This window comes from Nostoc sp. DedQUE02 (assembly GCF_034531035.1).
GTDB lineage: Bacteria > Cyanobacteriota > Cyanobacteriia > Cyanobacteriales > Nostocaceae > Nostoc.
On sequence record NZ_JAVRBY020000018.1, the window covers coordinates 101,059 to 117,172 of the forward strand.

Annotated in this window: 13 protein-coding genes and 1 pseudogene; 5 read left to right on the forward strand and 9 right to left on the reverse strand. The window is 40.1% G+C overall.

Features of this window, described 5'->3' with window-relative positions; genetic code table 11:
* Positions 1-14: 14 nt before the first annotated feature.
* The 5 genes and pseudogenes from RMX98_RS16340 to RMX98_RS16360 form a co-directional block, all read right to left on the reverse strand.
* Entirely contained in the window at positions 15-461 is a 447-nt protein-coding gene (locus RMX98_RS16340; protein WP_322682023.1) for an HNH endonuclease signature motif containing protein, read from the reverse strand.
* On the reverse strand, positions 451-711 hold the full coding sequence (locus tag RMX98_RS16345; protein ID WP_322682022.1) for a hypothetical protein: 261 nt from the start codon (positions 709-711) through the stop codon (positions 451-453). Before RMX98_RS16345 ends, RMX98_RS16340 begins: the two co-directional genes overlap by 11 nt.
* 72 nt (positions 712-783) lie before the next feature.
* Positions 784-1,806, reverse strand: coding sequence for a zinc-dependent alcohol dehydrogenase (locus RMX98_RS16350; RefSeq protein WP_322682037.1), 1,023 nt, complete (start codon positions 1,804-1,806; stop codon positions 784-786).
* A 110-nt stretch (positions 1,807-1,916) separates the two neighbouring features.
* Positions 1,917-2,102 carry a hypothetical protein gene (locus RMX98_RS16355; protein ID WP_104909358.1) on the reverse strand — a complete coding sequence of 62 codons (186 nt, stop codon included), beginning with the start codon at positions 2,100-2,102 and terminating at the stop codon, positions 1,917-1,919.
* Positions 2,103-2,157: 55 nt separating this feature from the next.
* Positions 2,158-3,227: pseudogene (locus RMX98_RS16360) on the reverse strand (glycosyltransferase family 4 protein).
* A 458-nt stretch (positions 3,228-3,685) separates the two neighbouring features.
* Here RMX98_RS16360 and xth point away from each other — a divergent pair.
* Entirely contained in the window at positions 3,686-4,468 is a 783-nt protein-coding gene (gene xth, locus RMX98_RS16365; RefSeq protein WP_322682021.1) for an exodeoxyribonuclease III, read from the forward strand.
* A 159-nt stretch (positions 4,469-4,627) separates the two neighbouring features.
* On the opposite strand, the gene RMX98_RS16370 is transcribed toward xth, so the two are convergent.
* The 4 genes from RMX98_RS16370 to RMX98_RS16385 all read right to left on the reverse strand — a co-directional run bounded on the left by RMX98_RS16370 (position 4,628) and on the right by RMX98_RS16385 (position 10,477).
* Complete coding sequence (locus RMX98_RS16370; RefSeq protein WP_322682020.1) at positions 4,628-6,349, reverse strand: transposase; 1,722 nt, start codon at positions 6,347-6,349, stop codon at positions 4,628-4,630.
* A 156-nt stretch (positions 6,350-6,505) separates the two neighbouring features.
* Positions 6,506-7,594, reverse strand: a complete 1,089-nt coding sequence (locus RMX98_RS16375; RefSeq protein WP_322682019.1) for a T3SS effector HopA1 family protein — start codon at positions 7,592-7,594, stop codon at positions 6,506-6,508.
* A gap of 101 nt (positions 7,595-7,695) precedes the next feature.
* Positions 7,696-8,937, reverse strand: coding sequence for an aminoglycoside phosphotransferase family protein (locus tag RMX98_RS16380; RefSeq protein ID WP_322682018.1), 1,242 nt, complete (start codon positions 8,935-8,937; stop codon positions 7,696-7,698).
* A 1,219-nt stretch (positions 8,938-10,156) separates the two neighbouring features.
* A complete protein-coding gene (locus RMX98_RS16385) occupies positions 10,157-10,477 on the reverse strand; it encodes a TMEM14 family protein (protein ID WP_322682017.1) in 321 nt (106 codons plus the stop codon).
* Positions 10,478-10,564: 87 nt separating this feature from the next.
* Here RMX98_RS16385 and RMX98_RS16390 point away from each other — a divergent pair, with 87 nt between their 5' ends.
* From RMX98_RS16390 to RMX98_RS16405, 4 genes are all read left to right on the forward strand, one after another.
* Positions 10,565-11,914 carry an ATP-binding protein gene (locus RMX98_RS16390; RefSeq protein WP_322682016.1) on the forward strand — a complete coding sequence of 450 codons (1,350 nt, stop codon included), beginning with the start codon at positions 10,565-10,567 and terminating at the stop codon, positions 11,912-11,914.
* 330 nt (positions 11,915-12,244) lie between these two features.
* Positions 12,245-13,534, forward strand: coding sequence for a tellurite resistance TerB C-terminal domain-containing protein (locus tag RMX98_RS16395; RefSeq protein WP_322682015.1), 1,290 nt, complete (start codon positions 12,245-12,247; stop codon positions 13,532-13,534).
* Between the two features lie 95 nt (positions 13,535-13,629).
* Positions 13,630-14,958 (forward strand): ATP-binding protein, encoded by a 1,329-nt coding sequence (locus RMX98_RS16400; RefSeq protein WP_322682014.1) that lies wholly within the window; start codon positions 13,630-13,632, stop codon positions 14,956-14,958.
* Between the two features lie 513 nt (positions 14,959-15,471).
* Entirely contained in the window at positions 15,472-16,029 is a 558-nt protein-coding gene (locus tag RMX98_RS16405; RefSeq protein WP_409881531.1) for a leucine-rich repeat domain-containing protein, read from the forward strand.
* The last annotated feature ends 85 nt before the right edge of the window (positions 16,030-16,114 follow it).

The window sequence follows — 16,114 nt, forward strand, 5'->3', positions numbered from 1 at the left end:
TGCTAGTTCAGGCATCAAAGACGAGGATCGTCTACAGGTGGGTGCCAGCCTCCTTGTATCCATAACTGCCTAGATTCTTGGATAAATCCTTGGTTGTGAAATTCATCATTGATATCTAGTCGATGACAAGTTGCTCTACCTGTAGCACCTTTACCAATGATCTTTAGTCCATCGCCTGTCCAGATGAAGTGATCTACCCACCGTTGTTGTCGAGGATTGAATAAAGCGACTTCTTGCTGAGTTTCAGGATCAACGCCGATTGTGAAGTTGTAACGCCGCTCATTACAGCGACGACAAGCTAGAGCTAAGTTGTCAGCTTCATCTGAACCACCTAATGATTTTGGAACAAGATGATCGATTGTAAAGCGATCTGAACTGGAGCGTTCTGGAGAGTGGCAATATTCACACACATATTTAGCTCTTTCGCGCACAAACTGCCGAGTACCATCTTTAACACCCACGACTGGCAATCAGTTTAGCGTTAACAAAAGTTAGGATGCGCTCTAGTTCAGCAATTCCAGCATATTCGGCTTCTTCTTCAGGAGTCAGCAATTCAGCTTTCCGTTTCTCAAGCAATTCTTCTAGACGAGTATGTAACTCATCTGTGAACTTAGCAAGGTTAACATTATCAACTTTTTCAATGGTGATGCCAGAACGTAGCCATGATGAAGGCTCAATCATCAATACTGGGGTAATGACTTGAGGAGTCATAGTAATTTAGCCTAAGTCTGTGTTGCTATATCTAGTTATTGTAGTGTGCCCGATGAATTGGCTGCCAAAATACTAAGGAATCATTGCTACCTTAATTACTTTACGCGCCTTCATATCAGAAAACACCTGTTCTAAATCTTTTAATGGTCGCTGTTCACTAATAAGTAACTCAAAGGTAATTTTACGACTAGCTATCAGTGCTAAAGCCGATCGCACATACTCTGGTGTATTATGAAACACGCCTTTGAGGGTAAGTTCGCTATAGTGTAGCTGTTCTGTACTGACAGTAATATTGGTATCCCGTGGACATCCACCGAATAAGTTGACTGTTGCACCAGGACGGGCGCAGGCGATCGCAGTTTCCCAAACACTTGCTACACCAGTGGCTTCAATGACTACATCTGCGCCCCATCCTTGGGTAAGTTCTTTCACCACACTGGGAATTTCTGGGATTTGATGATAATTAAAGGTCTGGGTTGCACCCAATTTCTGACCAATTTCTAGTCTGTGGTTATTACCTCCCCACAGCAAAACTTCAGCTTTCTCACTCAACGCCGCCACAAACATCAACCCGATCGCCCCATCTCCCAAGATGACTACTTTATCTTTGGGCTTAATATTAGAACGCGCTACACCATGCAACACACAAGCTAAAGGTTCCGTCATCGCTGCCAATTCCCACGACAACTCATCGGGAATCTGCAACAAATTATGCTCTACTATCGGTGCAGGGATTTTTAGGTATTGGGCAAAAGTCCCATTATTCCATGTCAAATTTGGACATAAGGAATATTCTTTTCGTTGACAAAAAAAGCACTTCATACAGGGTGCAGAATTATTAGCGACGATGCGATCGCCTACTTGCCAATTTGTCACCCCTGTACCTAAAGCAACAATTCGCCCAGCACCTTCATGACCAAACAGCGTTGGCGGTATCAGCATTTTGGCATGACCACCACGCCGCCATACTTTCAAATCTGTACCACAAGTTGTTGCTGCCCCTATTTGGATTACAACCTCACCAGCCGCCGGAGTGGGGTCAGAAACTTCCTCTAGGCGTAAATCTTCTTGACCATGAAGTAACGCTGCTAACAAAACTTTAAACCTATCAATTAGCTCCATCTGATTTTACCAGTTGAAGTTAGTTGATAGGTCTAAACTAAATCAGTATTGATTTTTAGTATGTTTTATATGATGTTGAAAAACTAGGTATTCACCGCCGGCTGGGGAACCACTCCGGTGTTCCGGGTTTCCACATTAGGCAGGCGAGTAGCAGTTAATAACGGTACTTCTTGTCGGCACGACAGGCAAAACCAATATAGTTCACCATGACGGGCATGACGCAGGAGGGAACCACCGCAGCATGGACAGGTGTTGGCTCTCGTACTCATACCAATATCCTCCTTAAAAAATTGTTGTTTTAAGCTCAGTAAAAAAAGCAGTTAATTAAAACTGAATGTTAGCTGCATGAATGCGGCCATTCGATTCTATGCGGTCTTTAATAATTTGTCTGTAAATAGCTTCATATCCGTTAACCATTTGGCTAACGCTAAACTTATTTTCCACATATTTTCGACAGGTTTGACGATTGAGTTCCAAAGCTGTGGAATCATTGCCGCCATTTCTGCATAGCTATTGCAGACAAAACCTGTTTTACCGGGGGCAATCACCTCAGGTACAGATCCTAAATTCATGGCAATTACTGGTGTACCAGTTGCCATTGATTCAGTCATTACTAAACCAAAAGGTTCTTGCCAGCTAATGGGGAAAAGAGTTATTGCAGCATTGCCCAAAAGTTCTGTTTTTTCGGTGTGGTTAATTTCACTGAGATATTCAATTTGCTGACCATCTATGTGGGGGGTAATCTCTTGTTCAAAAAACTTAGAGTGTACTGCATCAACCTTTCCTGCCATCTTCAAGCGCCAACCACTCTGTTTAGCAATGGCGATCGCATGTTGCGGGCCTTTATCTAGCGAAAAACGACCTAAAAATGCTAAATATGCAGGTTCTGACGGTTGGGCTACAAATGGGTAATCTGCTAACTCAATTTCGTTATAAACCGTGCCAACATAATTGAGATCGATTTGACGCTGCAAGTTCCTAATACTGAAGTATGGTTGCTTTCGGTAGTAGCTAAATGCGTGACGGTTATCCGTTGTAAAATTATTGTGCAGGGTGTGGACTGTAGAAGTTGTTGTTATCAAACTCGCTAAAGGTAATGCCGAAATCCCTATATGAGAATGGATAATATCGAATTGGGCAGTATGTTGGTAAACTTGGCTTAGTTCTATCATTTCGTACACTGCATACTCTTTCACATTTGGGTCTAAGCGCAATGTACGTGGATAAACTGCTTCTAAATGAGCCAATGTTTGAGAATCACCAGAGGCAAATAAAGTTACCTCATGACCGCGACAAACGAGTTCATCAGTCAAGTGACTTACTACCACTTCTATTCCTTCATAGTTAGGAGGTGGAACCCTTTCCCATAAGGGGGCAACTTGAGCGATTTTCATAAGTTTTTCTGGTTCAGTCTATGAAATTGTCCTCAATATAATGAGCTACATCATTATTTTATGAGTAAAGAGCATTTGTACTTACTCTTTTGACATTTAAATTAACCTAATAGGCTACTAAAAGCGCAATAAAGGTTAACCGTACCGCAAATTTTTTACCGACAAATCTAACGGACTATCGGTAAAAGTCAACCCTGAGCTACACTTATAACTTATAGCTAATCTATTACTTGTTGCATCTGTCTTGGGGATCATAATGAGGTAGAATATTTTGTAGCAGAACTTACAAAATTGAATATTTTGTAACTGCAAATACTAAAATCTCCAATGGGATCAAGTCATTAAAGCTTCTTTTAAAGGTAATTGGGAAAGGGAAGAGAAATTATAAATATTAAGTAACTGTACAATAATTACATAATTTGTAATTAGTAATTTACAAAAATTCTGATAATTAACTAATGAAAATAGCTACTTGGAATGTCAACTCAATTCGCACTCGTCTGGAACAGGTTATCGATTGGTTAACCTTAAATCCCGTTGATGTTCTCTGCTTGCAAGAAACCAAAGTTGTGGATGCTGAATTTCCGCGATCGCCTTTTGAGGAGTTAGGCTATAACCTTTATGTATCAGGACAAAAATCTTATAACGGCGTAGCCTTGATTAGCCGCCAGCCACTCGTAGATGTCAGTAGCGGGTTTAGAACGATTTTGCCAGATTTGCATCACGAATGGGACGAGCAAAAGCGCGTGATTACTGGTGTAATTGATGGTGTGCGGATTGTGAACTTATATATTCCCAATGGTGCAGCAGTAGGAACTGAGAAATATGATTACAAACTACGCTGGTTGACAGCGCTACACGAGTATTTGCGGTTGCTTGTGTTGTCAGAAGCTGCAATTTGTGTGTGCGGCGACTTCAACATCGCCCTAGAAGACAAGGATATTCACGAGCAAGTGAGTACAGAAAATCACATTATGGCAACAGAAGCAGAGCGCCAAGCCTTAAGGGATATTCTGAAACTGGGGTTTGCCGATGCTTTTCGCAAATTTACCACAGAAGGTGGAAATTATAGCTGGTGGGATTATCGCGCCGCCGCTTTCCGTCGCAACTTAGGTTGGCGGATTGACCATCACTATCTCACACCTATCTTGTATGAGCGTGCTAAAAGTTGCATCATCGATGTCGCACCCAGAAGATTAACCCAACCCAGCGACCATACGCCGGTAATTGTGGAATTTTGAATTGGAGATTGGAGGAGCAGGGGGGCAATCAATTCAAAATTCAAAATTCAAAATTCAAAATTCAAAATTAAAGAACTCCTGCCTTCTATCTCCTCTTTCCCAATGACTAATGACTAATGACTCCCGGTTCGCTCATTTTTTCAGGAGTTAGAAGAAAGGCTACTCAGGGGTAAAAGATTGACCACCAAGTTGAGTGTAAATAGTAATCGGGAACCCAAGCAAAAGAAGAATATGCTGCTGTAAAGGTGAAAGAGCAGTCAAATGAGCATAAACTTCGTTTTTCACCTCAATTAACAGCAGCGTAATTTCTTTAAATGCAGTAAGAAGTATTTCAGCAGTGGGACGTGATGTTTCTCGCTTCGGATTACCAACATAAAGTCCAGCAAGCTTTTCTTGGTTTGTTTCTAGATGGCAACGAACCTGAAACTCTAAAAGGGTCAATATTCGCAAACCAATTGAAAGTAGGCGAATCAAACCAGTAACATGGTCTTCACGTTGTAAATAAATCGGAGTTAAAGAAAGAGGAAAGCTTTGAAGTCGAGCAAATCCTCGTTCTGTTAAGTACTCATCTCTATAAGCACGAACTGCTTGCTTCAAAGTCAGTTGAGTTTCAGTTTTATTAGTGACATAAACTCGCCAGCCTAAAAGTTGAAGTTGTTGTCGAAGAGCATCTTCGTTAATTTGAAAATCTAGGTCAAATGAAATTTCTTCTACTGTTTGAGGTTGGCGTTCTAGATATCGTCTTTTAACTTTTTGAACTCGTTTGGTTTGAATCTCAATTTGAAATAAGCCACTAGTTCGATAACGCTTGAGAATACATGCTACAGCCGACTCCCACTCATCTGATGAAGTGAGTTTTTTCTTGCCACGCCGAGGTATTTTTAGTTGTTCGAGAGATAGTAAGGTTTTTTGTATACGTTCGCGTAGATACTTTTCTTCTGTCTGAGCTATAGCAAATGAACGTACTACTAATTGTCGCTCCTCCCAAAATATTTCTTGGTTATCAATTTCTACCTTTTGGAGAAGTTTTAGTTCAAATCCTTCAGCAATATCTCTAGTTTTTCCATCTGCATAGTCATAATCAATAGTCGTTAACTCTTGTTTCCCTTCCTCAACTGAATGAAGATATTCTCTTAATTTTTCCGGAGGTGCTTGTTTAGTGTTTAATGGACATAAATAAAAATCCCCACCATCGACAATATGGGTTCTCGTTCCCATTGATCCTATTTTGCAGTCGCCAATATATAGTAATCCTGGCTGTTTTAGCGTCGAACGTACTCTCTCAATTGCGGGGATATATAACGGGTCATCCGCTTTTTCTCCTGACAAGATTTCCGTCGCAATTGGCATTCCTAATGGGTCTAATGTCGATAACATGATTTTGACTTGTGCCAAATCTGGGCGGTGGTCTTTACTATGACCCCATTGAAATAGTCCTTCGGCATTCACCCCACAATGGCTGGAAGCTGTTGTACTATCCAGACGTACCCGTTCTGGTTTTAGCTCGTAAACTTGCAACAGACTACTTCCTAGTTCTTCCTCAAACGCATACCAGTTTGTGTCACAGTTCAAGTAACGTAATACTGCTTCGAGCCGATCATCCGTTAGGTCGAGTGAGTCTAATGACTCACCCATGAATGTTTTCAATGTGTCTAATCGTTTAGAAGCCCAAGCTCGGACTTGATTTAAACGATGGTCTGCTTGCGATAAGATATGTGCTAACCAAATTACTACTACATTCCCCAGACTTTGTCCTTGCCAATTTCCGTGTGTTGGGAAGTTTTTGTCCATTAGCCTTTGTACACCCATACGCTCCATCTGTGTTAGAAGTACGGGTATATCATCGACTCGTTCGTTTGTAATTATGGGTTCATTCGCCATAACACCGAACATCTACTTGCTGATTTGTGAGGTGATGTCGCTTAGTATACTTCTGATTGCCCACTTTTTCTAACTCCTGAAAAAATAAGCGAACCGGGAGTAATGACTAATGACTAATGACTAATAACAAATAATGCCCCATGCCCAATTAATCAATCAATTTAATGGCTTATATATATCCTCAGAACTGGGATTGAGATAAGGACGCTGCAAATCTATTAGATGCCGCGCAAAGTGTTGGTCAATCGTCCTCATCCGCTCCTCCATCGCATTTTTACCTTTTTGCCAAGCTTCCAATAAAGCATTGGCGACGATTTGGCAACGGTTCATCCCAAAGCTTTCTTGTGCGGCAAATTTTTGGGTTGGTTCTTCGGCTAAACCTAACCCTGGGGCTAAAAATTTGGTAAATAAGGGGATTTCGGGCTGGAAATGAGATTGATTTTCGATATAAACAGCCTGAAGGATTGTGCGGATTGCTGGATAGTCGGGGAGTTCAAAGTAAAGTAGCCCCGAATCATAACGTCCGTATGCAGAGGGGTTGTGGAGAACCTGAAAGCTAAAGGGAATCGAGGCTGCATTTAGTTGCAGTGTCAAGCTTTCCATGAGAGCGATCGCACCAGATGGCGTAAAGTTAAAGTAAATTCGCCCTGCTCCTAAATCGGCATCGGGATTGTTTTGCCGTTCCTGCCCGACATTGCTAACTGCTAAGTAACACCCATTTTGCAGCCGATTTTTGGGCATCCAGATTGCTACCATATCACCCACTTTAGTAGATTTCTTACTGGATTCTAAATGGCAGTCTGGCTCAACATAAAGTGTTAAACCGCCTTTAGTTACCGCCATAGTCCCATCAGGCTCTTTCCGCAACACCTGCCATCGAGGGTCAAAGTAACCTATACCTTGATTACTAGCGTGCAGTTGCTCGTAAAAATCCCAATCAATCTCCAAAATTGAATTCTCTGCTAAATTATGCTTTGGCGGGCGATTAGTACTATCAGTCTTGACCGCTAAAGTACTTTGCAGGGAACCATTGTAATAGATTCCATAAAGAAAATTTCGCAGCAGGAGAGTGAGATACTTTTGTTGTAACTCTACGGAATTTTGCTGAAATCTGTCGGCTATTTTAGTTGGCAGAGCAAAGGGTTGATAATTGGGATGATAAATACAAAAATTGGACTCAATCTGGATATTTTTAGCAATGTCAAATAGAGAATTTAGCGGTTGATTGATAGAGTAATTTAGCATTAATCAATTCAGAACTTAAACTTTAATAAAACAGAAATCAGGAGTCAGAATACAAAATTCAGAATTCTGGCTTCTTCTTCAAATTTTTCTGCTCTCTGCCATTAGCAACCACGCAGTTGAGTTTTTTCGTAATAAAGGCGAAGTAACTGCTGCTCCTTTACAGGCTGAGTAAATTTATGGATTTTTGCCACAGGGTTCAGTATTTCTGACTCTGATATTCCGAAAATTGTCAGTACAGCTTGCTCTGGCATCGTCAGTAAACTTTTAGCTACTTTGAGCATAGACAGGTCAGCATTATTAAAATATTTTCGGCACGTAATCATATTCTGAATTTGATGAATCAGTGCCAACCCCGCAAACTGAATAACCCGCAAAATAAAGTCACTGCGGTATTCCAAAATCATCGGGAAAGCATTCACATAAGCCCTAATTAGAGCAATAATTGAAGGCTGTAAAATCTCTAACGGTGTCAACGCCAAATGTAGAGATTCTTCTAACTCAATGGTGGGGTCTACTACCAGACTCTTGAGCCAAATTCCTAAGTAGCTTGCCAGTAACGTTCCTAAATCAAAGGCTGGGTCTCCCCAAGAACAAGCTTCCCAATCAATTAGTCGTACTAGGCAATTGTCTAGTTGCTCCCACCTGGAATGAACCAAAATGTTGTTCAATTTCAAGTCGTTGTGAGTCAAGCAGCAAGGATTCCAGCTATATGCCAAATCCGCGATCGCTGATTCCAAACTCTCGTACTGTTGATATAGAAGATAGAATTTCAGTGCATCCGTAGGAACTGTCCCAAAAATATCCGGCCCAATTGACCCTACCCCTTGCGCCGGATTGTAAAAGCCATAGCGAAACTCTCCTTGGGGAGCAGTTGCCATAAAATCCCGATATTCTCGGCGGTTGTAAGTGGCGCGATGCAGTCCTGCTAAAGTAGTGCCGATCGCAGCAGCAATTTTTTGTGGAAAAATCTCATTGTTGTGGTATAATGTCGCAAGCTCCAGATACTCACTCAGGTAGTTACGGACGAGAATTGAATTTTCTTCGTCAAAATGCACCACCAATGGCGCAATCGCTGAAGTATTACCTAGAACTGGAAACTGTTGAAGCAGCTGGTGAAATAGCCACTCCTGAAACAATTCATGAGGTGCGCCGTCATTGTTGTTAATGTTACGTTCTTGTTTAAGGAGCAGTTTCCGATTATCTGCTAAAGTCACTAGTAAATTGAAATTGTTCTGACTACTTCCTGGCAACTCAGATTTGTCTGATACGCCATCTTCTGAGCTACACAGACCTGCGTCTCGCAGATACTGGCTAACATTATGAGAAGACAGTGATAATACCATGTATTATTTCCTACTTCGTTAAATTACTTAAACTTATCCGTGTCAAATTTGCTTGGTATTAACAGTTTTCAGTAGATAGTAACTAGTGCCAAAAAGCAGATGTGAATAACAATAAAGATTTGTACAATCTACTAATATCCCATATTTGGGAGAAAAACCTGCCAAAATGGCACCAAGTCCTTTGCAATTCCTTTAAAATTTGCTCCCAGATACCGTCACATCTTTACACTTTATCAGCATAGTTACTTAGATACATTTAAAGTAAGTTTTGTGGTAGAGCATTTTGATGTAGCTCTATCTCCTTTCTTTGTGGCAAAGAAGCATCCCCAGCAAAAAACTGATTGGCAGCGAATGTTGTTTGATGTTCAGTAATCATCCTGAAAGCAGCGAAGAATTTCAGTAATCCTTCGCAGTACGAAGCATGACATTCAACGCTATTACTTTTATTTATCATCACAAAGCGAAAAAAACCGGAGTTTTTCGGTAATTAGTAATTATTTTTTGATTTAACTTTCAGAATTTATGTCTGTAAGCCTTGTTATAACGTCATTTTATCATCTACAAATTGTAAATGAATCGGGGCGATCGCAGACAAAGGCTACATGAGTGCATCTTATGGAACTGCATTTTCGTCAAGTTTGAAACAGGACATTTTGCAAATATGATTTCTGATGATGCGCTTGCAATATCTGGCGACAAGTCCCTTTGCGAATACTTCTTGGCAAGCTATTTTCCGTTTCTGGAGAAGCGCAACGCAAAGCCAAGCGCGAAAAGACATCTTTAGCAGAGAATAATTTTAAGGGACTTCTAGTGAAAAAATCCTCCAATACGCTTCGGTTAAAGGGAAAAGGTTTTGAATACATCCTTTCCCCAGACCACACTCGATTGTGAAAAATGCTAATCCGAACCGTATTGTGTGCGCCTCTACCAATAGACTTCTTGGCAAAAGTCGGGAAAAGGGAAAGGGGAAAGGGGGAAAGGTTTGTTATTTTCCCTTTCCCCTTTAACCTTTACCCTTTTCCCCTCTCTTGCAAAAAGCACAAATGCCAAAAGGTCTAATGTACAAATAATTTGGGACAATTTATTTTTTGGGAGTCTCTGAAAGTTATTAGGCAAGGGTAACAAGTCATAGTAATATAAATGTACTAGTATAATTCAAGGCAAAGAGAGTCATACTGTACCAAAAAACAGGAGGGTGGTTATTGCTAAAAGACTGATATTACCTTAAAGCCACCATTTGATTTACCATTACCGCCAATGCCAGTATACCCAAAATCGTCATTAATCCCGCAGGCATAAACTTGCGTGTTTTAGCAAGTCTAAATGCAAAGAAGACTACTAAAACAGCAGTAACTAACACTGCTAAAATTGAACCCCAGGTTTGCCCTTGAAGTTGCAAAAAAGCGGCAATTATTAGTAATAAACCGCTAATACTACCACTTATGAGTGAAACTCTACTTGTAGCTTGTATGTAGCCAATAACACCACCTGCCAGTGCTAATATGCCGTAAGCAAAAGCAGCAACTATACCTAAATTCATTGTTAAAACCTATGTAAACTTTGACTTTACTGCCAGGGTCAGCAGACAATTTACCATAGCTATTTAGCTATACCACACAGTTGATTAATGGATAATCAAGCGATGCCAATGGCAAATACTTCCTCATATACAAAGGTTCAATATCTCCAGCGCCAAGCGGCCTCACTTTTACTGTACCAGTCTGTTCTCCAAAGCGAAGTGGGGATGGCATTTCTAGAATTGTTGCAAGCTATACGTTACACTGAAGCCGATGCAAGGGGTTGTCTCCAAGCCTACGGCAGTTACTTCCATGCCTTGGCTGCTAGAAATCAAAACTGGGAAGACTATTTAATTACTCAACTTCTCTTCTGTGAGAATCCTTTTACAAAGCTTGCACAAGTGCGAGAATTTGAAGATTTGCCCCCAGCTTTAGTAGCAGCAGTTCAACATGATTTACAAATATTACAAAGTCTCCATCAATGTAGTAGCGCTTCTTTAAGCGAGTGGGTACAAGGAGTTGCTCATCTGCCGATTTCACCAGTAGTGTGGTATAAAGAGCAAGAATTAATCGGAGTAGAGACAAAGTTCGCTACATATCTACAAGAGTTAGATAATTGGGGTGATGCTGTTGAAGAGTTAGCAGTTTATTATCGGCAATGTGGCTCTGGTTTATTTGCAGAATATCGTGCTTTACGCTGGCAAGCTGGCCAGTTTATCGGTATCCGGTATTCTGACCCAATTAAGCTGAGTGCGCTTGTAGGTTACGAGTCTCAAAAAGATGCTTTGCTGAAAAATACAGAGTTTTTATTATCAGGAGAGATGGCACTGCATGTATTACTTTATGGTAGTCGCGGTTCTGGCAAATCTTCATTGGTGAAATCTTTGTTGAATGAATATAGCAATCGCAGCCTCCGCTTGTTGGAAGTAGCAAAATCTGATTTAAAAGACTTACCAGAAATTGTGGAACATTTACGAAGTGTGTCACAAAAATTTATTATCTTTGTGGACGACCTTTCATTTGAAGAAGATGATGATGCTTTTAAAGCCCTCAAGGTAGTTTTAGAAGGTAATTTAACCGCACGACCTCAAAATGTCGTTGTCTACGCTACTTCTAATCGCCGCCACCTAATTCGAGAGTTTTTTGTAGATAGACCGACTCCCAAGGATAACGAGGAAATCCATGCCTGGGATACGATGCAGGAGAAACTTTCGTTTAGCGATCGCTTTGGCTTAACCTTGACCTTTGAACCAGCTAATCAGAAAACTTATTTACAAATTGTACAACATCTAGCAGCACAAGCTGAAATTAATATTACTCAAGAAGATTTGGAATTTCAAGCATTACAATGGGCAACTCGCCATAATGGTCGTTCTGGACGTACAGCACGGCAATTTGTTGATTTTTTAAAAGCAGATTTAAAACTTCTCCATGCAAATAACAATACCTCCGACACCTAGCACCAAAATTAATTCATTGATTATTGCACTTTTTGGGAACTTAGAGAACAATTGTATGCACCGTAACTCAAACTAAAGATTTCAGAACGACTATGATAGCAAAGTTGGAAAAAACGCTTTCATTCCCCAAACAGAGCAATGGATTATAAATCATTTATATTCAGTATTTTATGTGGATGTGTTTTTTAATTATCAATTACATTACGAGTCCACGTACCCGTGCCAAGAAGCAAGCTACGCGAAGCGTCTCTTAGAGAACATCATTACGAATTACAAATTACGATGAGAGCTACTTATTCTGATAATTTAATTACTCTAAAAAACAGCAATATGCAATCAGTAATGATCAGCAATCGATTTATACTAGTAATAGTTGCCTTTAGTGTGAGTTTTGGTCTGAGCCTTGTCCCTAGTTGGGATTTTAATAAAGCCTTTCTCACAGGTGTAATTACTGCCGCTACTATTTATACAGCAGCATTATTCGTAGATAAGCGACGCCGAAATTATGAAATGTTCGTCTTAGGTTCTCTCCGTAAGCGAATTAAAGAGATGGAGGGATTAAAGGCTCGTGTTGTCAGAGAAATTAATCAAATTGAAGAACATCATAATTTATTATTTGCTGAGTCACAACAACTGCAAAATCAAGTTACAGAAAGCCGTAACCAAAGAGATAGTATACATCGAGAGTTAAGAACATTTGCCGGACAAAAAAAGCAGTTAGAGACCGAAATCAATAGCCTGCAAACTGAAATTAATAAATTGCAGAAAAATCAAACAGAATTGAACAATGCTTTTTCTGTCCTCACAGCAGAGAAGCGCCGTTTAGAATCCAACTGTAATGTATCTCGTGCTGAAATCACGCAGTTGCAAAGTCAAATTTCTGAACTTCAACAGGAGAAACAAGAAGTTGAAAGCAATTTAACTCTTTTAGGCAGACTGAAACCCCAATTAGAAGAAAAACTATACGAACTGCGAATTGCAATTCAAGACCTAGAAGTTGAGACAAACCAAAAAAATCAATTGCTTGTAGCAACAAAAACTGAAAGAGAAAATATCCAAGCTATCCTGAATTCTTCCCAAACTCAACTAGCAGAACAAAAAGCCGAATTACAACAGTTGCAAGGGCAAGTTTCATTACTGCAAGAAGAACGAGACTCATTGCAAAATCAAGTATGGGAATTACTTCAACAAATAGAAACATTTAATTCACAACCTTTGTCTGAAAATTCTCCAGAAGAGGATATTGAATTGTTTCCTTTTTCGGAAATAATTGAAACTTCAGCCATCATTGACACTTCGGAAGTTGAGACATCGGAAAACATACCCGAAGAATGGACTAATTTTCTAGAAAATATCCCAGGACATGAGTTACAAGTATTAAAAGCTATAGTTGAACAAGATAATCCCAAGGCTGCTATTAAAAAAATTGCCGAAGCAAACATTACTATGCCAAATCTATTAATCGATTCTATAAATGAACGGGCAAATGATACTATTGGTGAATTAATAATTAATACAGATTCGGAAATTCCAAAAGTTGATCACGAACAGATAATCCATGTCAAAAAAATGATTGCAATGTATGAAAACCTGATGGCTAGACATACTTCGTCAAATTAAATTATTATTGCCTTTGTCAGATTAGTAGTAAGGCAATATCTACCTTACCTAGTTACTGCGTGCTTCTGCGTTTAGAATAAAGTAAAGTGTAATACATGGCAAAGCTCAAAATCTCGAAAAAAATCTCCACTGCTTTAATCAATTCACTTGGTGCGGGGGTAGTACCAAGAGTAGGAGTTGAATATATCGCAGTTGGGCGAGAAAAAGAACTCAAAAGCCTATTACAAAATCTCGATGATATTGCAGAAGGTGTAGCAGCATTTCGCTTTATAATTGGTAACTATGGTTCCGGGAAAAGTTTTTTATTGCAACTAATTCGTAACCGGGCGATGGAGCAAGGTTTTGTCGTAGCTGATGCTGATTTATCCCCTGAACGCCGATTAGCTGGAAGCAATAATGAAGGTGTCGCTACCTATCGAGAATTAATGAGCCACCTAGCTACAAAAACTCGTCCTGATGGTGGTGCTTTAGTCTCGATTTTAGAAGGATGGATTAATAAAATTCAACAAGAAGTGGTTAAAGAAACTGAAATGCGTCCCAATGACGATGGTTTTGATGACCAAGTTGAAGCGAAAATTAGAGAAGTAGTTCAGTATATTGAAGATTTAGTTCACGGTTTCGATTTTGGTAGCGTGATTATCGCTTATTGGCGCGGCTACCGAATGGATGATGATAATTTAAAAAATGCGGCGATGCGCTGGTTGCGGGGAGAATTTACTACTAAAGTTGAGGCGAAAGCAGCTTTAGGAGTGCGGGTAATTATTGATGATGATAGTTGGTATGACTATATAAAACTGTTTGCGAAGTTTGTGGCTGAGATTGGTTATAAAGGACTGTTAATTTTAGTTGATGAAGCTGTACATTTATATCAAATATCTACCACAGTCACGCGGGAAAAGAATTACAATCGACTCTTGGCAATGTTTAACGATACTATGCAATGCAAAGCAGAACATCTTGGTATTGTTGTTGGTGGAACAACTAAGTTTTTAGAAGACCCCAAACGGGGACTTTTTGCAGACCAAGCTTGGCAAAGACGCACCAAAGAAAGTCGTTTTGTTGCACAGGCTAATGTTCAGGAACATTTAGGGCCAGTGATTCGGCTAAATCCGTTGAGTGAAGCAGAAATATTGACGCTTCTGCAACGTTTAGCTGAGATTCATGCACTTAATTTTGGGTATGAACAGACTTTGACAAATCGTGAGTTGAAGGAGTTTGTGCAAGAAATTATTAATCGCTTGGGTGCAGAAGCATTACTGACACCAGGGGAAATTGTGCGAGATTTCATGAGTGTGCTGAATATTCTTCACCAAAATCCAGGAATTGCGTTTAGTGAATTAATTCATGGTTCTAAATTTAAACCTACTGCTATGGGTAAGGATGCAGATGTGGATGAGGATGGCGCAGCCGAATTTAGTTTGTGATTAATAATGAAGAGACTGAACAATAAAAGTAAGCACATTACTCTACAAAGTTTACTTTTTTGTAATTGGTAAGCCTAGCCAATCGCTAAGTTCAGAGAGATTAATATGAATTTTGATAATAGAAATATTTAAAATCCAGATTTAGATATATGCGATCGCCACATCTCCACATCTAAGAGGATGTTTTAAAAGTCCTTTGGTCGGTATCAAAACGTTTTAGATCCCCCTAAATCCCCCTTAAAAAGGGGGACTTTGATTCCAGTTCCCCCCTTTTTAAGGGGGGTTAGGGGGGATCAACAAGTGCCTAAAATTACAGCCAACCACTTTTAAAACATCCTCTAAAAACGCGATGTCTACGACGGGCTACGCCTACGCAAAACCTGTGTAATTCGCTTTTCCTATCATCTTAAGATATGATCGCCAAAAAGTGATTAGCCTAGCATTTTTCCCTAATCAGTTAGGATAAGATGATCTTCATCAATCTTCTTTCCTTTTACCCTTCTCCTTGGAATTATGACGCAGGATGAGTTGTTGGTACTGATAGATCGTGCGTTGGCTGAGGGTTGGCAAGAGTTAGACTTGTCGGGACAGGAGTTGACTGAGTTACCTGTAGAAATTGGTAAGTTGAAGCAGCTTGAGTCTTTGATTTTGGGAAAGAAGGTTAAAGGTTATGAACCAGTAGCAGGCCGCTTTCTCGAAAAGGTTTCAGGCAACAATCTAAAAACGCTTCCACCCGAACTATTGGGTTTGCCTAATTTGCGTAAGTTAGATATTAGTGGCAATCCTTTAGAGAGCATTCCCGATGTGGTAACGCAAATACTACATTTAGAAGAACTTATCTTAATTCGAGTAGACCTAACTGAAATACCTGATGCGATCGCTAATTTAACCAATCTGACGGAGCTTGTCCTCAGTGATAACCAAATAACCCAGATTTCAGAGGCGATCGCTAATTTAACTAATCTGACGGAGCTTGTCCTCAGTGACAACCGAATAACCCAGATTCCAGAGGTGATCGCTAATTTAACCAATCTGACGCATCTTTACAAGATAGGAAGAGAACACGTCTGAAATCCAGACACCAGAACCTATGTCGTATGACGTCTTCAGCTTGAAAAAAAAAAGAGGGGAGGGGGGGGGGGGCCGGGGGGGGGCG